General features: G+C 38.3%; 20 protein-coding genes. 9 read left to right on the top strand and 11 right to left on the bottom strand.

The window, feature by feature from the left end; translation table 11 throughout:
- Positions 1-16: 16 nt before the first annotated feature.
- On the bottom strand, positions 17-970 hold the full coding sequence (locus ACY2RU_RS05610) for a DUF6268 family outer membrane beta-barrel protein (protein ID WP_490137426.1): 954 nt from the start codon (positions 968-970) through the stop codon (positions 17-19).
- A gap of 114 nt (positions 971-1,084) precedes the next feature.
- On the opposite strand from ACY2RU_RS05610, the gene ACY2RU_RS05605 reads away from it, so the two are divergent.
- The 5 genes from ACY2RU_RS05605 (at position 1,085) to ACY2RU_RS05585 (ending at position 7,014) form a co-directional block, all read left to right on the top strand.
- Entirely contained in the window at positions 1,085-1,612 is a 528-nt protein-coding gene (locus ACY2RU_RS05605; protein ID WP_490137425.1) for a hypothetical protein, read from the top strand.
- Between the two features lie 202 nt (positions 1,613-1,814).
- Positions 1,815-5,216, top strand: coding sequence for an isoleucine--tRNA ligase (gene ileS / locus ACY2RU_RS05600; RefSeq protein ID WP_490137424.1), 3,402 nt, complete (start codon positions 1,815-1,817; stop codon positions 5,214-5,216).
- A gap of 6 nt (positions 5,217-5,222) precedes the next feature.
- A complete protein-coding gene (locus ACY2RU_RS05595; RefSeq protein ID WP_490137423.1) occupies positions 5,223-5,606 on the top strand; it encodes a TraR/DksA family transcriptional regulator in 384 nt (127 codons plus the stop codon).
- Between the two features lie 73 nt (positions 5,607-5,679).
- Positions 5,680-6,306: a hypothetical protein gene (locus ACY2RU_RS05590; protein ID WP_490137422.1), complete on the top strand. Its 627-nt coding sequence runs from the start codon at positions 5,680-5,682 to the stop codon at positions 6,304-6,306.
- A 78-nt stretch (positions 6,307-6,384) separates the two neighbouring features.
- Positions 6,385-7,014 carry a lipoprotein signal peptidase gene (locus ACY2RU_RS05585; RefSeq protein ID WP_490137421.1) on the top strand — a complete coding sequence of 210 codons (630 nt, stop codon included), beginning with the start codon at positions 6,385-6,387 and terminating at the stop codon, positions 7,012-7,014.
- Here ACY2RU_RS05585 and ACY2RU_RS05580 read toward each other — a convergent pair.
- The 10 genes from ACY2RU_RS05580 to ACY2RU_RS05535 all read right to left on the bottom strand — a co-directional run bounded on the left by ACY2RU_RS05580 (position 7,011) and on the right by ACY2RU_RS05535 (position 13,687).
- On the bottom strand, positions 7,011-7,433 hold the full coding sequence (locus ACY2RU_RS05580; protein WP_490137420.1) for a response regulator: 423 nt from the start codon (positions 7,431-7,433) through the stop codon (positions 7,011-7,013). The genes ACY2RU_RS05585 and ACY2RU_RS05580 overlap by 4 nt on opposite strands.
- Positions 7,434-7,444: 11 nt before the next feature.
- On the bottom strand, positions 7,445-8,596 hold the full coding sequence (locus tag ACY2RU_RS05575) for a sensor histidine kinase (RefSeq protein ID WP_490137419.1): 1,152 nt from the start codon (positions 8,594-8,596) through the stop codon (positions 7,445-7,447).
- A gap of 62 nt (positions 8,597-8,658) precedes the next feature.
- A complete protein-coding gene (locus ACY2RU_RS05570; protein WP_490137418.1) occupies positions 8,659-9,084 on the bottom strand; it encodes a DUF2752 domain-containing protein in 426 nt (141 codons plus the stop codon).
- Complete coding sequence (locus tag ACY2RU_RS05565) at positions 9,068-9,343, bottom strand: CD225/dispanin family protein (protein WP_490137417.1); 276 nt, start codon at positions 9,341-9,343, stop codon at positions 9,068-9,070. Before ACY2RU_RS05565 ends, ACY2RU_RS05570 begins: the two co-directional genes overlap by 17 nt.
- Before the next feature lie 62 nt (positions 9,344-9,405).
- On the bottom strand, positions 9,406-9,681 hold the full coding sequence (locus ACY2RU_RS05560) for a CD225/dispanin family protein (RefSeq protein WP_490137416.1): 276 nt from the start codon (positions 9,679-9,681) through the stop codon (positions 9,406-9,408).
- A gap of 148 nt (positions 9,682-9,829) precedes the next feature.
- Entirely contained in the window at positions 9,830-10,390 is a 561-nt protein-coding gene (locus ACY2RU_RS05555) for a 5-formyltetrahydrofolate cyclo-ligase (RefSeq protein ID WP_490137475.1), read from the bottom strand.
- Positions 10,391-10,404: 14 nt separating this feature from the next.
- Positions 10,405-11,403 (bottom strand): succinylglutamate desuccinylase/aspartoacylase family protein, encoded by a 999-nt coding sequence (locus ACY2RU_RS05550; RefSeq protein WP_490137415.1) that lies wholly within the window; start codon positions 11,401-11,403, stop codon positions 10,405-10,407.
- Complete coding sequence (rimK, locus tag ACY2RU_RS05545) at positions 11,403-12,278, bottom strand: 30S ribosomal protein S6--L-glutamate ligase (RefSeq protein WP_490137414.1); 876 nt, start codon at positions 12,276-12,278, stop codon at positions 11,403-11,405. The genes ACY2RU_RS05550 and rimK overlap by 1 nt, the downstream gene beginning before the upstream one ends.
- A gap of 28 nt (positions 12,279-12,306) precedes the next feature.
- Entirely contained in the window at positions 12,307-12,735 is a 429-nt protein-coding gene (locus ACY2RU_RS05540) for an ATP-dependent zinc protease family protein (protein WP_490137413.1), read from the bottom strand.
- Between the two features lie 79 nt (positions 12,736-12,814).
- Entirely contained in the window at positions 12,815-13,687 is an 873-nt protein-coding gene (locus ACY2RU_RS05535; RefSeq protein ID WP_490137412.1) for an ATP-grasp domain-containing protein, read from the bottom strand.
- A 156-nt stretch (positions 13,688-13,843) separates the two neighbouring features.
- Here ACY2RU_RS05535 and uvrC point away from each other — a divergent pair, with 156 nt between their 5' ends.
- The 4 genes from uvrC (at position 13,844) to ACY2RU_RS05515 (ending at position 19,694) form a co-directional block, all read left to right on the top strand.
- Entirely contained in the window at positions 13,844-15,664 is a 1,821-nt protein-coding gene (uvrC, locus tag ACY2RU_RS05530; RefSeq protein WP_490137411.1) for an excinuclease ABC subunit UvrC, read from the top strand.
- Positions 15,665-15,692: 28 nt separating this feature from the next.
- Positions 15,693-17,939 (top strand): patatin-like phospholipase family protein, encoded by a 2,247-nt coding sequence (locus ACY2RU_RS05525; RefSeq protein ID WP_490137410.1) that lies wholly within the window; start codon positions 15,693-15,695, stop codon positions 17,937-17,939.
- A 58-nt stretch (positions 17,940-17,997) separates the two neighbouring features.
- The gene (locus ACY2RU_RS05520; RefSeq protein ID WP_490137409.1) at positions 17,998-19,161 is read left to right on the top strand and encodes a homogentisate 1,2-dioxygenase; all 1,164 of its coding nucleotides are present in this window, start codon (positions 17,998-18,000) and stop codon (positions 19,159-19,161) included.
- Positions 19,162-19,232: 71 nt separating this feature from the next.
- Positions 19,233-19,694 (top strand): CCC motif membrane protein, encoded by a 462-nt coding sequence (locus ACY2RU_RS05515; protein WP_490137408.1) that lies wholly within the window; start codon positions 19,233-19,235, stop codon positions 19,692-19,694.
- The last annotated feature ends 115 nt before the right edge of the window (positions 19,695-19,809 follow it).

The raw sequence follows: 19,809 nt of genomic DNA, 5'->3' as shown, positions 1-19,809 counted from the left end.
AATATAAAAAAAAATATCAATTCGCTTCGGAAGATTGCTTTGTAGGAATTTTAAAACGATAAATAGCTTCAAATTTAAAGAAGGCACCGCTGCTCACATCGGGATTGATTTGTCTGCGATCATCACCGAAATTAAATGCAGAAATACGAAGGTCTACTTTTTCGGAACGTTCATATAACTCAAATTGATTGGTGGCATACCCAATTTTGGCGCGTAAAAGAACACTGTTATCTAGAAGTCCGTATTGATAATAACCTGCAAATTCTAAGGCTCCGTAGTCAACATAAACCGCTGGGGCTGAAGCAGTTTTTAGGTTAAAGCTGCGCCCAATTCCGAAGTAATCAAAACCTACAGCCATCTTGTCAAATTTATAATTTACATCGACCGCAACGGGAAGGGAAACGTCCATTTCAAAGCGCTTATTCGGACTCATATAATAAAACCCAGCGATGGGTGTAGTAAAAAGGCCAAAGGCTTGCCCCATTGCATACCAACCAAAGCGATAGGTAAGATTCTCCTTCTTCTGATATTTAAAGAGCGCTACACCACCCATAAAAAAATCATCACCAGAGACATCTTGATAATCTGACGCCAATTTCGGCAGTACCACAAAGGTGCCGCTCCATTTTTCGTTAAAGGTAGTTACAAGTCCAAGTTTTAGAATAGTTGTATAAACATTCCTTGGATTGGTAAGCTCTGGATAAAGAGCCGCGGGATCTGGTGAATCTATTTCAGGCAGAAAGGTCACATTATTTCGGCTAAATAAAACACCAGTTACTAAAGCATTATCATCATTTAACACTACCGGAAAGGTAAGGTCAATGTCTAAAGACTTGGTTTGAGTCTCGTCTGGATATCCATCAAATTCATTTGTAAATGTTTGTCCGTAGCCAACTTTTAAAAGGTCGACATAATTTTGACTCAGCCCAAACAAGGGTAGAAACAAAAGGAAGAGCAGATATTTTTTCAATCGTATAGGGTTTGGTTGTAGCTAAAGATACATAAAATGAACTATGCGCTAATAATTTATGTTGGTGTTAAGCGTTTCTATTAATAGTATATATTTGCAAAAAAAAATTAAAACATGAAATTATCTAAAATCCTACTTATCTTATTTGTAAGCGTATCTGTTCTTAGTTGTAAAAAAGACGATGATAGTAAAACAAATTACACCTTAAACAATGCTAATCTTGCAGGTGATTATGACATCACATACCTAAAAGCTGATGTTGATCAAGTTGTAGAAATTAACGGAGTTCCTGTTACTTCAACAATTAGAGCCGTTGGTTCTGTATTTCAGGCAACTGTAAGTTTTACCGAAAATGGAACCTATACTGCTAGTGGAAACTATTTATTAACTACAACAGTTACCGCTGGTGGAAATTCTGAAACTGATGAGGAGATCATTACACTTGATGACAGTGGCACTTATTCAGTAGATGCAAACAGCGAAACTATTTCGCTAAGTGGCGCTACCGATATTGGTGATGGGACATACGAAGTAACTTTGTTCAATGAAGATGAAATTCGTTTTGTTTTAGAAGACTCTTATTCAGATACAGACGGAAACACAACAGACATTAGAAGCGAATATCGTTTCAGAAGAAAATAATTAAACCTATTTTATTCAATCTAGAAGCCACTTTTTAAGTGGCTTTTTTTGTTAATTTTTCTTCGGAAGCAGCTCCCGTCTTTTTGGAACGGTTTTTTTAGACAAAATTCCTTAAATTCGCAGCCTTAAAGCGAGCGAAAACGGAATGTGATCGCTTCAGCAATAGCAACTTAAAATAAGCCTTCTTTTGAAGGAAACAGCCATGAGCAAAGCATTTAAAGAATACAAAGGATTAGATCTTCCCAAATTGGGCGAAGACGTACTCGATTTTTGGAAACGTGAAAACATTTTCGAGCAGAGTATTGCCATTCGCGAAGGAGCAACACCTTTTGTGTTTTTTGAAGGACCACCATCGGCAAACGGACTGCCCGGAATTCACCACGTAATGGCACGTGCTATCAAAGATATTTTTTGTCGCTATAAAACTCAAAAGGGTTTTAAAGTAGACCGAAAAGCGGGATGGGATACCCACGGGCTACCTATTGAATTAGGGGTTGAAAAAGAATTAGGAATCACCAAAGAAGATATTGGGAAGAAAATTTCCGTAGAAGATTATAACGCTGCCTGCCGAAAAGCCGTAATGCGTTATACCGATGTGTGGAACAAAGTTACCGAAAGCTACGGCTATTGGGTTGATATGGAAGATCCATATATCACCTACAAACCCAAATATATGGAGACGGTTTGGTGGTTGCTTAAAGAGATCTACAATAAAGATCTACTTTATAAAGGGTATACAATTCAGCCGTACTCGCCCAAAGCGGGAACAGGTTTAAGTTCACATGAATTAAATCAACCAGGAACCTATCAAGATGTAACCGACACCACGGTGGTTGCACAGTTTAAAGCCGTTGCGCATAGCCTGCCAGACGTACTTGCTGAGGTGTCAAATGATATTTATTTCTTGGCTTGGACTACCACACCTTGGACCTTACCTAGTAATACGGCCTTAACCGTTGGACCAAAGATCGATTATGTAGTGGTTAAAACCTTTAATCAATATACTTTTTTACCTGTCAATGTAGTGTTGGCTAAAAGTTTGGTTGGAAAACAGTTTAGTGGAAAATTTGAGGAAACTGAAAATGAAAAAGCTTTAGACGGTTACACTCAAGGCGATAAAAAAATACCTTTCTATATCGCAGCCGAATGTAAAGGTTCCGACTTATTGGAAATAAAATATGAACAGCTACTTCCTTATGCAACACCAAATGCGGGCTCGGAAAATGCTTTTAGAGTCATTGCAGGTGATTTTGTCACCACCGAAGACGGTACAGGAATCGTTCATACCGCTCCTACTTTTGGAGCCGATGATGCCTTGGTTGCAAAACAGGCTGTACCTGAAGTGCCGCCCATGCTCGTTAAAGATGAAAATGACAACCTAGTGCCGTTGGTTGACCTGCAAGGGAAATTTCGTCCCGAAATGGGCGAATATGCTGGAAAGTATGTAAAGAACGAGTATTATAATGACGGCGAGGCTCCAGAAAAAAGCGTCGATGTAGAGTTGGCAATTCAGTTAAAAACAGAAAACAAAGCCTTTAAGGTTGAAAAATACGTACACAGTTATCCAAATTGCTGGAGAACCGATAAGCCTATTTTGTACTATCCATTAGATTCTTGGTTTATTAAAGTGACCAACTTTAGAGATCGTATGTTCGAACTCAATGAGACGATCAACTGGAAGCCTAAGGCAACGGGTGAGGGTCGCTTCGGAAATTGGCTTGCCAATGCGAACGATTGGAATTTGTCACGATCGCGTTATTGGGGAATTCCACTTCCGTTGTGGCGTTCTGAAGATGGTAAAGAGGAAATGATCATTGGTTCGATCGCCGAATTAAAAGAAGAAATGGCCAAGTCGGTTGCTGCGGGTCATATGACCCAAGCACTTTTTGAAGACTTTATTGTCGAAGATTTTTCCGAAGAAAATTATAACAAAGTTGATCTTCACAAAAATATTGTAGATGAGATCATCTTGGTTTCTGAAAGCGGAAGACCGATGAAACGTGAAGCCGATCTTATTGATGTTTGGTTTGATAGCGGAAGTATGCCGTACGCACAATGGCATTATCCTTTTGAAAATAAAGAGAAAGTAGAAAAAACATGGCGTAAAGCCGATTTTATAGCCGAAGGTGTTGATCAAACACGTGGTTGGTTCTATACCTTGCACGCTATTGCTACCATGATCTTTGATGATGTGGCGTATAAAAATGTAGTGTCAAACGGACTCGTTTTAGACAAAAACGGACAAAAAATGTCAAAGCGTTTAGGCAACGCTGTTGATCCGTTTTCTACCTTAGATATGTACGGTCCTGATGCAACACGTTGGTATATGATAAGCAACGCCAACCCTTGGGATAACCTAAAATTTGACTCAGACGGAATCGCGGAGGTGCGTAATAAGTTCTTCGGAACCCTTTACAACACCTATAGTTTTTTCAGTTTATATGCTAATTTAGACAACTTCAGTTATGCTGAAGCAGATATTCCGTTGGAAAAGCGCCCAGAAATTGATCGCTGGATCCTTTCAGAATTACATACGCTCATTCAGCGTGTTGATGAAGCTTTTAATGATTATGAACCTACCAAAGCGGCGCGTGCAATTAGTAATTTTGTACAAGAAAATTTAAGTAACTGGTATGTGCGTCTTTGCCGAAGACGCTTTTGGAAAGGTAGCTATGCTGAAGATAAGATCTCAGCCTACCAGACGTTGTATACCTGTTTGTTAACAGTTGCAAAATTAGGTGCACCAATTGCACCGTTCTTTATGGATCGCTTGTATAAGGATCTTACGGCTGCAACCGAAGAGGGAGGAAAGCTCTCTGTACATTTAAGTGATTTTCCAGTGGCAGATGAGCGCTTTATCAATAGTAGCTTGGAACGCAAAATGCAAAAGGCACAAACAATTTCAAGTTTGGTGTTATCCTTACGTCAAAAAGAAAAAATCAAGGTTCGTCAACCCCTGCAGAAGATCATGATTCCTGTTTTAGATGATGTTTCCCGCAAGGAAATCGAAGCTGTGTCTGAATTGATCAAGAGCGAGGTGAATGTAAAAGAGGTTGAACTCATAGACGAAGGTTCAGGTATTTTGGTAAAACAAATAAAACCAGACTTTAAAAAATTAGGGCCACGTTTTGGTTCAAACATGAAATCGGTAGCGGCTGCCATACAGGGATTTGGACAAGAAGAGATCGCTGTATTAGAAAAAGATGGGGAAATATCGCTTCTCATTAATGAAAAAAATACTACATTGACCCTTGACGACGTTATTATTAACTCACAAGATATTGAAGGTTGGCTTGTGGCAAATGCAAACGGAATTACCGTGGCACTTGATGTAACTATCACAGAACCCCTAAAAAATGAAGGGATTGCTCGTGAGTTGGTCAACAGAATTCAAAACCTTCGCAAAGACAGTGGATTTGAAGTAACAGACCGTATTGAGGTACAGATTGAGAACAATGCCGCATTAGAGCATGCTGTTAACGCAAATCTGGAGTATATAAAACAAGAGACACTAACTGACAAATTGCAATTTGAGTCGGAAGTAAAGAACGGTACGGAAATTGCCTTTGATGAGATAACGACCAAATTGAGTATTAATAAATAAAAAATTATGGCAAACGAAATAAAAAATAGATATAGCGATGCGCAATTAGAAGAGTTTAGAGTAATTATTCTGGACAAAATGCAAAAGGCCAAAGAACAACTTGAGCTTATTGAAAGTGCATATCGAAATGATACCAATAATGGTACAGATGATACATCGCCTACGTTTAAAGCCTTTGATGAAGGAAGTGAAGTAATGAGTAAAGAAACATCCTCTCAGTTGGCAATTCGTCAAGAGAAGTTTATTCGGGATCTTAAAAATGCGCTTATTCGTATTGAAAATAAAACGTACGGAGTATGTAGAGTTACTGGAAAATTGATCAATCCAGAACGCTTAAAACTTGTGCCGCATGCAACGCTCAGTATTGAGGCGAAGAATATGCAAAAATAAGTCTGAATATTTATTTCAAATCATACAAAAAACCCTCCTTCGTGTGGGTTTTTTATGTTTAAACCATTTTCTAGTGCGATACCTTTTTATACTTTTTGTGGTTTTTATTTCTTCGGAAGCGATCTGTCAAAAGACGCTACAGAAAACGTATGACGCCGCAGCGCTTTCCTCCTTAGTTTTAAAGGCGGACGGGGTTCACGCCATTGCGATCTCTTCCGAAGCAAGAGAAAATATTTTGATCACCACCATAATTCATGGAGAAACCTATGAGAATGTAGTGTTAGATATTGTTCAAACCCAAAATACTTTGATTATCACACCCGGACTCACTCCTTTTTTTGTGCCGGAGAACGATAAGCTTGCCGCACACAAGGTTTTAGCCATTGAAATGACCATTGTTATGCCCGAAGATTTTGAAGTTATTATAGCTTCAAATATGGCCCAAGTTAAGGGAAAAGGAAAATTTAAAACCTTTAACGCTTCTTTAGAACGAGGTAATTGCAGGCTCTCACAGTTTTTAGGTAATGCTAAGTTGTTGTCTAAAAGTGGATCTATTACGGTAGAAACAGTGGGTGATGTAAGAACAAGAAAGGCGGTTTCTAAACAGGGGAAAGTGTTTGATAGCTTGCCAAAAGGAGGAAGTTTTTCTATAGTCGCCGAAACAATATCGGGTGATATTACGCTAGAGCAAACCAAATAATATCATTATTTTTGCCAGGTCTTAGAGATGAGGAAAGATTTTTAAACGATTATAGACTAGGGCCCTATTATATAAAAAATGAACTTGAAAAAAGCTACGTTTCTGATCATTATAGTCTTGTTGATCGATCAGGTATCTAAAATTTATATCAAGACACAATTTCAATTGAATGAAGAGATCGAAGTTTTTGATTGGTTTCGAATTCTCTTTATTGAAAATGAAGGAATGGCCTGGGGAGCAAAAATTCCTGGATCGTATGGAAAACTGATCCTTACCTTATTTCGTTTAGTTGCAATAACGGCCATTGGGTATTGGTTGTGGGATGCTGCACGCAAAAATGCACCTAAAATCTTGCTTACCTCTATCGCTTTGATTTTTGCAGGAGCCTTCGGAAACATTATCGACTCTGTTTTTTATGGAATTATTTTTAATGATAGTCATCATCAAGTAGCGTCGTTTATGCCTGAAGAAGGCGGTTACGGAACGCTTTTTCACGGAAAAGTAGTTGATATGTTGTATTTCCCTCTTTGGAAAGGGTATTTGCCAGAGTGGCTACCCATATGGGGCGGAAAGTATTTTACCTTTTTTGAACCGGTATTTAATATCGCCGACATGGCTATAAGTACGGGTGTAGGGATTCTTATTTTCTTTAATAAGCGCGCTTTTCCTCGAAAAGAAAAAGAAGAAGAAACGAAGGTAACGGTTTAGGCTATCTTTGAACGAAAGAGCATTTCAAAATCATCCAAATTTACAGGTTTAATAAGGTAATCCTTCACTAAGAAATGTGCTTTTGCGCGTTCTATTTCGTAGGGATCAATAGACGAACTCACCACGTATAAGGTGGTTTTTAATCCGCTAGGTGGTGAAATCTGTGTAAATTCTTTTAAAAACTCCCATCCGTCCATTATAGGCATATTGAGGTCTAGTAAAATAATCTCCGGAAAAAGGGGAGAATCAATATTAGCTAGTAGGATCTTAAAATAATCTAGTGCCTCACGTCCGTTTTTGAAGATCAATAGATTTTCGGAAAGAGATTTGAGATCAATGATCCTTCTAATTAAGTTAACGTAGACATCGTCGTCGTCGATGATGCAGGATAATTTGATGTTAGATGGGGAGCTGCTCAAGTTTTCGTTTTTTAGAAGACAATTTTAAAGGTGGTTCCAACACCAACTTTGCTAGTAACATTAATATGGCCGCCAAGAGCCTCTACCTGATTTTTAGTCATAAATAGACCTACACCTACGGCATCTTGATTGTGATGAAAAGTTTGATAGATATTAAAAAGCTTATTTCCGAAAAGTGTTAGATCTATACCCAACCCATTATCACGAACCAACAAACAAGGTCTACCATCTTCTGTAAAGGTGCCAATTTGAATCTCAGGATCTCTGTCTGGATGTCTATACTTAATGGCATTCGACATTAAATTCATGATAATACTTTCTAAATAGGCTTCGATATATTCAATTTCAGAAACCTCCGAAAAGTCGTCGAGAATATCGGCATTGGTTGTATTGATCGCATAGCTCAATGAACTACAAACGCGGTTATAAACCGCTTGAAACGAAACTATTGATTTTGCTGAACTGGCTGAATTTTGAATAGAGACAATTTCGTTTAGATGCGTAATGGTTTCATTTAAGCTCGTAGAAATATTGTATAAGCTCTCTTTTAACTCGGTCTCTTCTGTGCTTTGTCCACTCTTCCGAATGGTTCTCAGTAATTCAAGAGTTAGTTGAAGATTACTTGCATGAGAACGGAGGTTGTGAGAAACAATATGGGCAAAGTTTAGCAATTTTGAATTCTGCGACTCAATCACCCGAATGGATTTTTCGAGACTTAGTTCTTTTAGTTTTTCTTCATTTATATCTTGAAAGACCCCTTGAATACCAATAATAACATTGTCTTGGTCATATACAGGTCGCCCTGATGCACGTACCCAAAATTCTCGACCGTCATAGGTGATCATTTTAACGGTGGTATTAAAAGCAGTTCCTTCACTACATGAAAGAAATGTTTCAATGGCTTTATCTCGATGCGGACCTTCAGGGTAAAATTCAGTGAGTGCATAAAGGGAAGCTTTATACCCATCAGGAGTGTTTAAAATTCGCCTGGCGGCAGGATCAAGAAAACTTGCTTTTTCAACAAAATTCACATTCCAACCCCCAGCAGCTGTTAATTCTGCTATTTCCTGATAATAGTAATTTTCTGTTAAATCTTCCAATGGCACAGAGTTTTTATTCGTACCAAAAAGATATCTCGATCTTTTCGCGGGAATACTATTCATTTACATAAAATTTGGGGAGATCAATATAGGTAAAAATTACTTAGGATAGCTTTGAGCACTATTTAAGTAAGTTCGGTTGGGGCCAGCAGATTAAAAGGATAAACGGGAATGTTTCTAATGATCCAATATAAAATCGCAATTCCGAAGTAACCAAAGATAAAGAATTTGTTATAAAAAATTGTTACGCGATGACTTCTTTCTAAAATGTAATTGTAGAGTTTAGTTCCAAACCCGTATATAATAAGGGGTAGCGACAGTAACATTAGAGGGTTAAGCCTAAATGCAGCAATAAGATCACCGTGAAATAATTGATGCAGAGCTCTTTGCGAACCGCAGCCCGGGCAATGATATCCTGTAGTGTATTTAAAAGGACAAGGAAGAAAGAAAGAATGATTTGAAGGGTTAAACATAAAAAATAACAGTACAATTCCCGCTATTCCTAGAGTTCCCAATAATACAAAGCCTAAACGTTTATAAATTGGTTGCACCTTCTATAATTATAATAAATATTGCAAAAACAATATACAGTATCACTAGAATCCCCACGCTCACCGCACTATAAATAGACCACTTCTTTGCGTCTTCGGCGGCTTTAATGGCTTCTTGGTGTCTACCCTGATACCATAGTTGGTCAACTTTGGAAGCTTTGATGATAGCAACAATACCTAAAGGCAGGCAGCAGAGCACTGTGCTTAATATAGCCCAAACAAGATTGTTTTCTGGTGGTGGTCCGTATGAATTATTCATTTGGTAAAGATAAAAAAAGCCCCCTACGTTCTGTAGAGGGCTTTCAAAATTATATGATTTTCTTAGAATCCTCCAGATGCACCCATCACAACGAAGAAAAGAATATAAATGATTAAAAAGGCACCACCTGCTATAGCACCCCACATGGCGTACTTTTTGGCGTCAGCAGCAGCTTTTTCAGCACCAGCGTGATCGCCAGCCATCCAAAGTTCTTTTACTTTAGTCGATTTGATAATGGCTACGATACCCAATGGTAAGCAGCATAATACGGTACACAAAATTGCCCAAACTAGATTATTGTCTGGTGGAGCACCTGCTGGATTTGTTGAATTTTCCATGATTTAGTTGATTGTTGATTAATATTGGTTCAATATAATGCGTTTTTTTCAAACTAGGATATATTGAGGCCTTTAATCACCAATTTTCGTCTTAAATTCTATGAATTCATATAAAAGTCGGATAAAGGAACTCATTCAAAATCAGGCCTTAGAAGCGATAAATGGTTGTGGGAGTAACACAAAAGTCTAAGGGGATATCTGTAGTATCTGCCTCTATTTTATCTTCCGCAGCAAAAAAAGATAGCCCAATTATTTGGGTATTTGGACTGCATTTTGCTAAAAATCGGTCATAAAATCCTTTGCCATAACCAATTCTAGTTCCTGTTTTGTCGAAACATAATAAGGGTACAAAAACTACTTCTATATCTTTTGGAGTCACAGTAATTCCAGAGACTGGTTCAGGAATCCCGTGTTTTGAAAGTGATAGATGCGTATTTTCCTGAAGTATATAATGTATCATTTCACCCGATTCAAAATCTGCTTTAGGCACAATGACGGTCTTGTCCTTGCCATGAAGAATGTGCAGGAGGTATTCAGTATTTATCTCTTTCTTTTCTGAAATAGGCAAGAAGATATGATAGTTCGTTTTATCCCAGATAGGCAGCCTAAGCGACATATTTGCAATTTTTAAGCTGAGATCATGAACCGCTTCTTCCGAGAGTTCATGTCGAAGGGCTTTGTATTTTTTTCTAAGGATACTTTTTGAAATCATCCTTTCCGGTATTAATTTTCAGAAACTTCTTTGATGGGAGCCTTTGTGTCTTCCACTGAAATATGGAAAATTGCATCGCCTTGATTTACAATTGGTGCTTGGTTCACATTAATAATATACCCAGCATTTGGAGCAGTGACTTTAAATCGCATGGTGCCGTAAGGATCTGTAATGGTGGCTAAGAATTCTCCTTTTTCAACATATTTGTTGCAATCGATCTTTATGTGTAATAAACCGCTGTAATGTGCTCGTATCCATCTGCTTTTGGAAATGATCACTGGCGGCTTTGGCGCTTGGTTAAGCGCGTGTTTTTTATCTAACATATCAAGATGATCAAGTACTCGAAGCACACCATCAACACCTTCTTTTACTATATACTTGTTGCTTTCTAACGATTTTCCCCCCTCAAAAAGCAAGATAGGAATGCCCATTTGATGGCAAGTAGAGCGGTAAGTTTTGCTAGAATTGTTAGAATAAACCGTGAATGGAGCGTTAAAAAGAGTCGCAAGTTTTAAAAGGGTGGGGTCATTTGGACTTATCCTAATTTGTGACGCATTAAAGCGTTGTGCACCTCCCGTATGAAAATCCAAACAATAATCGGCATGGGGTAAAATTTCTTTGGTAAAATGATAAGCTACTCGGCTGGCAAGGGAACCTGTTTTTGTTCCTGGGAAGACCCTATTGAGATCTCTCCCATCTGGAAAGGCTCGATCGGCGTTTAAAAAACCAAAAATGTTGAGGATAGGAATACAAATGATAGTGCCCTTAGTAGGTTTGTTGATCTTTTTAGCGACTATCTGACGAACTATTTCTACACCATTAATTTCGTCACCATGAATGCCGGCTGTCATTAAAATTGTAGGTCCAGGTAGTTTTGCTCGTTCAATAATAACAGGAATTTCAACTTTGGTCGTCGTATATAGTTTGGCAAAGCTAAAATTGATGATCTTGCTTTCGCCAAGACCTATCCTTTCATTCATGATGATCAAATCGTCCTCTTCTGTGGCCATTAGTCTACGTTACGTTCAATATATTTAATAATTGCTCCCGCAATATCTTTGCCAGTTGCTGCTTCAATACCTTCAAGTCCGGGAGAAGAATTTACCTCAAGAATGAGCGGACCGCGAGATGATTGCAGCATGTCAACACCCGCAATTCCCAATCCCATAGCACGTGCAGCTTTAAGGGCCGCAGTTTCTTCTTCATCACTTAATTTGATCACTTCTGCGGTGCCTCCGCGATGCAAATTACTTCTGAATTCTCCTTCTTTGCCTTGTCTTTTCATGGCGCCAACGACTTGTCCGTCAACAATAAAAACGCGAATATCTGCGCCTCCAGCTTCTTTGATAAACTCCTGCACAATAACCCGTGCCTGAAGATTGTTAAAAGCTTCAATGACAGACTCGGCGGCTTTATTGGTTTCGGCTAAGATCACACCAATACCTTGTGTTCCTTCCAACAATTTAATGATCACTGGAGCACCTCCGGCTTGGGCCACAATTTCTTCAACACTTCTTGAATAATTGGTAAAAATAGTTTTTGGGAGTCCAAGACCTGCTCTTGAAAGGATTTGCAAACTACGCAACTTGTCTCTGGAGCGAACCAGGGCCTGAGATTCGGTTGTGGTAAAACATCGCATCATTTCAAATTGGCGCACTACGGCAGTTCCGTAGAAAGTAACAGAAGCTCCTATTCGCGGGATCACAGCATCTACGTTCTCAAGTTTTTTACCTTTATAAATGATCCAGGGATTCTTTTTTTCGATTACGATATCACATTTTGTGTGATTGATCACCTCAATATTGTGCCCTTTTTTTTGTGCGGCTTCCATAAGGCGACGAGTGGAATAGAGATTCGGATTTGCCGAAAGAATTTTTATGTTCATATTGAAACTTCGTCTTTGCGAAGGGTTTTTATTGCTGTTTTGATTTGCGTTGAAAAGACAGATTGGTCTTGTTGATGTCTACAACGAAACGTTTTGTTAGAAATTTACGGCCTATAAGTACGGGAAATTTCATTTCTTCCCGATCACTTAGCGTTAAAAAAATAGGGTATACTTTTCCAAAAAGTTCTATTTCAGTAAGAATTCTATAACGTGCCTGTGTTTGCCCATTACTACTTTTAACTACACGCACATCATATTCACTAAAGATAAATTCTTTTTCGTGATATGCCGCATGTTCAGGGTCTAAAAACACACATTTAAGGTAGTTGTCTTCAACAGTTACATTTTTACAATGTATGGTTGAAGTATACGCACCGGTGTCTATTTTGACCTCTACGTCATATAATTGCAGCAAAGGGAAATCTGCTTTGTCTGTTCTTCCTATTTTCTTTTTCAAAAAGCGATCTTTATTAATCGGGCAATATACTAAAAACACTATTTAATGCCCCGTAATACAAACAGAATAAGACAAAATGTTATCGCCTATTTCGCTCAATGTAACCTATGATACTTTTAGAGATGTTCTTACCTGTTGTGGTTTCAATTCCTTCGAGGCCTGGCGTCGAATTTACTTCCAACACAAGAGGTCCTCTATTTGATTGAAGAATATCTACTCCACACACACCCAAACGCAACACCTTTGCCGTTCTAATCGCCAAACGCTCTTCTTCATGTGTTAATTTGATGGCTTCGGAAGAACCGCCACGATGTAGATTTGACCTAAAATCACCTGCTTTACTTTGTCTTTTCATTGCAGCAACCACAACACCATCAACTACAATAGCTCGTAGATCGGCACCATTCGATTCGGCAATGAATTCTTGAATAACAAATGATATGTTTGAGGCACTAAGCGTTTCTATTGTTGAGAGTGCAGATTGGTACGTTTCGGCCAAGATCACGCCATGTCCATGAGTTCCTTGTGTTAGTTTAATAATTACGGGAAAATCTTGAAAACTATTCAGCAATTCTTCCATGTCATAGGCTACACCGTAAACCGTATTTGGGAGAGCGATAGATGCTTTTGCGAGTATTTGAAAGCAGGTCCATTTATTTCGGGATTGCCAAATGGCTTCCGAAGTAACAGTGCAAAACACACCCATAGCTTCAAAATGTTGTACAACCGAAGTTCCTAAATTTGTAGTAGAAGAACCAACTCTGGGAATCACGGCGTCTATGCCTAACAGTGGCTCGTCCTGATATTGCAGTACTACTTTACCTTCAAAAATTGAAAGCTTACAATAGGCTGGATCGATCACTTCCATGCTGTGATTTCTAGCTTCACCCGCACTTATAAGGCTTTGGGTAGAGTAAAGGTTTTCCCCGCGGGAAAGTATCGCAATGTTCATATATGGTTCTTACTATTGCAATGTAAGAAAAAGAATATTCCAATTTGAAATTTTAGTAGGTGTTCTATTTGATCTCTTCGGAAATATTTCAAAAGCATTAAAAAAGAAGTCGATTTAAACATAATTTGACGGTAAATGGGATGGCAAAAAAACTAAATGCTAGTATCTTTACAGTATATGGACAAGGCCTCTGTAACATTGCAAATTTCAACACTCCCAGAAGCACCTGGTGTGTATCAGTATTATGATGCCGACGGGAAAATACTGTATGTAGGGAAAGCGAAGAATTTAAAGAAACGAGTAAATTCATATTTCACTAAACAACACGATAATGCGCGCACGAGGCTGCTGGTTCGGCGGATCGCAAATATCAAGCACATTGTAGTTGCTACCGAGCAAGATGCCTTGCTGCTTGAGAACAACCTGATCAAAAAGTATCAGCCTAAGTACAATGTTTTATTAAAAGATGACAAGTCGTATCCATGGATCTGCATTAAAAACGAACGCTTTCCGCGAGTTTTTCCAACGAGGCGTTTTATTAAAGATGGATCTGAATATTTCGGTCCGTATACCAGTATGAAAACGGTTCATACCCTGCTTGATCTTATTAAAGGGTTGTACCCACTTCGCACTTGTAATTTTGATCTTTCCGAAGAAAAAATTAGAAAAGGAAAGTATAAAGTGTGTCTAGAATATCACTTGGGCAATTGTGCGGGCCCCTGTGAAGCAAAATATAGTGAAGCGGAGTATCAAGAGAATATTGAGGCCATCAGAAATATTGTTAAAGGTAATTTTAAGGATTCCCTAGTTCGTTTTAAAAAGCAAATGAAAACGTATGCCGAGCAAATGCAGTTTGAAGATGCACAGCGTGTCAAGGAAAAAATTGAGGTGCTTGAAAATTATCAGGTTAAATCGACCGTTGTAAATCCGAAGATCAACAACGTGGATGTTTTTAGCATTATAAGTGACGAAAGCTACGCCTATGTTAACTTTTTACAACTTTCATACGGCTCGATCATCCGTTCACACACGCTGGAAATAAAGAAAAAGCTGGATGAACCCGATGATGAATTGCTTCAGTTGGCCGTTGTGGAAATGAGACAGCGCTTTAATTCGCAGTCTAAAGAGATCTACGTACCTTTTAAAATTACTACGGAAGAAGGTATAAAAGTTCATATTCCGAAGGTTGGTGATAAAAAACGCATCTTGGACCTTTCTGAAAGAAACGCAAAATACTATAGAATGGAGCGTTTTAAGCAAGCGCGGATCGTTGACCCAGATCGTCATGAAAAGCGTATCATGGCTCAAATGAAAATCGATTTACGTCTTAGCGAAGAGCCGCGGCATATTGAATGTTTTGACAATAGTAATATTCAAGGAACCAATCCTGTAGCTGCTTGTGTGGTTTTTAAAAATGGCAAGCCAAGTAAGAAAGACTACCGGAAGTTTAATATAAAAACGGTTGAAGGGCCAGACGATTTTGCCTCAATGGAAGAGGTGGTGTACAGGCGTTATAAACGACTATTGGATGAAGAGCAACCTTTGCCGCAGCTAATCATCATTGATGGAGGAAAAGGTCAGTTGTCGTCTTCTCTAAAGAGTTTGGATAGACTTAATTTACGCGGAAAGATCGCTATTATTGGGATTGCTAAGCGACTGGAAGAATTATTTTATCCAGATGATCCTATTCCCTTGTATTTGGATAAAAAATCTGAAACATTAAAGATCATTCAACAACTAAGAAATGAAGCGCATCGTTTTGGGATCAGCTTTCATCGTGATAAGCGAAGCAAAGAAGCACTTAATACAAGTTTGGAAACCATTCCTGGAATAGGTGAAAAAACGGTAATTGAACTTTTAAGTCATTTTAAAAGTACGAAGCGTATTAAAAATGCAGATTTCGACACCTTGGCGAAAGTGGTAGGGGCTAGTAAGGCAAAAAAGATCGTAACATATTTTCAAAGCGAAAAAGAGTAATAAACCAAATATAAATACAATAGGAATCTTGTTTTTAAAAAGATATATCATATTCATAGTATTTTTTCATGTCATTTGTACATTTTCTCAGAATAAAGAAGCTGTTCAGGAAGATGTAAAAGTTGGCTTGGTACTCAGTGGTGGCGGGGCTAAAGGTTTGGCGCATATAGGCGCGATCAAAAAAATTGAAGAGGCAGGAATTCGTATCGATTATATTGGTGGAACTAGCATGGGTGCCATTGTAGGAGCCCTTTATGCATCGGGTTATTCGGCAAAACAATTAGATTCAATTTTTAATTCACTTAATTTTTCCACTTTAATTCAGGATGATATTCCGCGAAGCGCAAAGACATTTTTTGAAAAAGGAGAAAGCGAAAAATATGCGATTTCACTTCCGTTTGACAAATTTAATATAGCATTTCCGTCGGGGTTATCTCGCGGACAGAATGTGTACAATCTACTGTCTAATTTAACAGCCCATGTTAACGATATTGACGATTTCAGCAAACTCCCTACACCTTTTCTTTGTATTGCTACCGATGTAGAAAAAGGGAAGCAAGTGGTTCTTGAGAAAGGCTATTTGCCACGTGCCATCACAGCAAGTGGGGCGCTTCCTTCTATTTTTAGTCCGGTGTTTATTGACGACGTGATGATGATTGATGGTGGGGTACTTAATAATTATCCCATAGATGAAGTGCGTGCCAAAGGCATGGATATTATTATTGGTGTTGATGTACAGGATACCTTACGCAATCGCCAAAATTTAAAATCAGCTTTCGATGTGTTAGTGCAACTCAACAACTTCAATTCAATTAAAAGCATGGTCGACAAGCGCAATAAGACCGATATCTACCTCGACCCCAATATTGATGATTACACTGTTATATCTTTTGATGATGGTGGTAAAATTATTAAATCTGGTGAAGAAGCAGGTGATAAGGTCATGTCGCAACTTGAGGCTGTTGCAGCACGACAAAAACCACATGTTATACCCCCTATTACATTTATAGAACGTAAAAAACTAAATATTAGCTTAGTGGAGATTGAAGGTCTTGATCGCTACACACGCGCTTACATATTGGGTAAGCTGAAGCTACGTGTGCCCACGGTCATAAGCTATAAACGTTTTAATGAAGGTATCAATAATTTATCGGCAACAGGAAATTTTCAAGACATAAACTATCGCTATGAAAAACTTGAAGACGAAACCTATAAGGTGACCTTTAACCTACGTGAGAATCCTTCCAGATTACAACTTCGCTTGGGAGCGCACTATGATGACCTGTATAGAACAGGGGTGTTAATTAATGTGACACGAAAACGGCTATTAACTAATAACGATATTGCTTCGTTTGACTTTGTAGTAGGAGATAATCTTCGGTATAATTTCAATTATTATATTGATAAAGGGTATTACTGGAGTGTTGGATTCAATTCTGTTTTTAACTATTTCGGTAAAAACGTACCAGTCGAATTTTTAGTTTCAGAAAGTCTTTCTCAAGAGAACACGCAGTTAAATCTAATTGACCTAGAATATGGCGATCTCACAAACCAACTTTATTTTGAGACGCTCTTCCAAAGAAGTTTTTTACTTGGGCTTGGAGCAGAACATAAATGGTTGCGGTATCTTTCAGAAACGATTGGAATAGACGACAACCAAAATCCACGAACTATTTTTGAAGACACGAACTATTTGAGTACCTATGGTTATTTGGTGTTTGATACCTTAGATAATAAATTTTTCCCGAAAAACGGACTTTATTTTAAGGGAGATTTTCACCTGTATTTGATCGCAAACGGGCTCAATAAAGACTTTGATCAGTTTTCTATTGCCAAGGCGGAAGCTGCCTATGCATATTCTTTTTCGAATGCTTTTTCTGCGGCAATAAGTACAGAAGGTGGGTTTAAAATTGCAGGTGAAAATACAGAATCTTTAGATTTTCTTTTAGGCGGATATGGCTTTAAAGGACTTAATAATATTGTGCCTTTTTACGGATATGAAGCGATCAGCTTACGCGGAAATACATATTTAAAAACTACCCTTACCTTCGATTATGAATTTCTTCGGAAAAATCATTTGAATGTCTTCGGAAATATAGCTAATATTGGCGATGATCTCTTTGAATCTAAAGCTTGGATAGATGGTGTTGATTACAGTGGTTACGGATTTGGCTACGGACTAGAAACGTTTTTAGGTCCTATTGAAGTAAAATACGCTTATTCTCCCGAACGTGCCGCAAGCGAATGGTATGTGACTGCTGGATTCCGCTTTTGATAAAAGGACATGCAAAGCCGCATTATTTTTACGATATTTGTGTATAAAATGAACGCATATGCCACTTTATCATTCACTTGGAAAAATTCCACCAAAACGTCATACACAATTTAGAAAGCCAGACGGAACGCTTTACGCAGAACAACTATTTGGAACCATTGGTTTTGATGGAATGTACAGTAATTCATATCACGAACACAGACCAACACAAGTTAAGGAGATCAAAAAACAATACAGTGTTGCGCCTAAAATTGCTAAAGGCAATAATATCCAATCGTATCGTTTTAGAGGTTTTCAGGTACCTCCTGAAAAAGATTATTTAGAAAGCCGAAAGGCCGTACTAACTAATAGTGACTGTACGATCATTCTAGCAGCGCCACAAACGTCGCAAGACGATTACTTTTACAAAAATACAGATGCTGATGAACTTATTTTTATTCACAAAGGCACGGGTACATTAAGAACACATTTAGGGAATATTGATTTCAAATATGGTGACTATCTATTGATACCTAGAGGTATCATTTATAAAATGCAATTTGACGATGATAACAATAGATTGTTTATTGTTGAGTCTCGCAGACCTATTTATACCCCTAAGCGATATCGCAATTGGTTCGGTCAGCTATTAGAACACAGTCCGTTTTGTGAACGAGACATCAGAAAGCCACAAACCCTAGAAACTCATGACGAGAAGGGTGAATTTCTTATCAAAGTAAAAAAGCAGGACGAGATCATTGAAATGGTGTATGCTACACATCCTTTTGACGTTGTTGGTTACGACGGATATAACTATCCCTATGCTTTTTCTATTCATGATTTCGAACCTATTACGGGTCGAATTCACCAACCGCCACCAGTACACCAAACTTTTGAAACTGATGCTTTTGTAGTATGTAGTTTTGTGCCACGCTTGTATGATTATCATCCAGATAGTATTCCGGCACCCTACAACCACAGTAATATTGATAGCGACGAGGTGCTTTATTATGTAGATGGAGATTTTATGAGTAGAAACGATATTGACGCGGGTCATATCTCACTGCATCCAGCAGGTATTCCTCACGGGCCGCACCCAGGAGCTACTGAAAGAAGTATTGGGAAGACAAAAACCGATGAATTGGCCGTAATGGTTGATACTTTTAAGCCACTTCAGGTGACCGAAGAAGCAATGAAAATTGCCGATGAGAGCTACTACAAATCTTGGTTAGAAGAAGAATAGATCGATTTTGGGGTGTTTGCAGTGCTTAACAAGTGGTTTTTTCTATTTTTGCGGCTAATATCCACACCGCTATGAATGACCAAAAATTACCAGCAGATCCTAATGCCATGATTCTTGGCATTTTAAGTATTGTTCTCGTTTTCGGAGCTTGTTGCTGTGGTTTAACGGTGGTGCCTGCATTGATCATGGCAATATTTGGTTGGGTCTATGCCAATCGAAGTATAAAGTTATTTTATGATACACCTGAAAACTATACACCACAAAGTATAGGTAATGTAAAATCTGCACGAATTATCAATATTGTTGCAGTGATCATTTCAGGACTCGCCACTCTCGCATATCTTTCGTATGCAATTTTTTATGGTGCCGCTATTTCCGATATTCTATTAAACGATTGGGATGATCGCACGTTTATAGAAGAATTGGATGAAGGTAACTGGGACGATTCCGTAGAAATAATGGAAATTGAAGAGCAGGATAGCATAGAAATTGCTTCAGACACGCTCCGGATAGATTCTCTTCGTATTGATTAAACGAAATGCTTGAAAAAGTTAGTATCTTTAGCTAACCATTTATAAAACACCACACAATGACACAAAAAAGAATTGATATAACGCCTCACTTGAGAGCTATGTGGTAATTTAATTT

Source organism: Ulvibacter sp. 2305UL32-6 (assembly GCF_058148545.1).
This window is presented reverse-complemented; position numbering and strand designations above follow the sequence as displayed.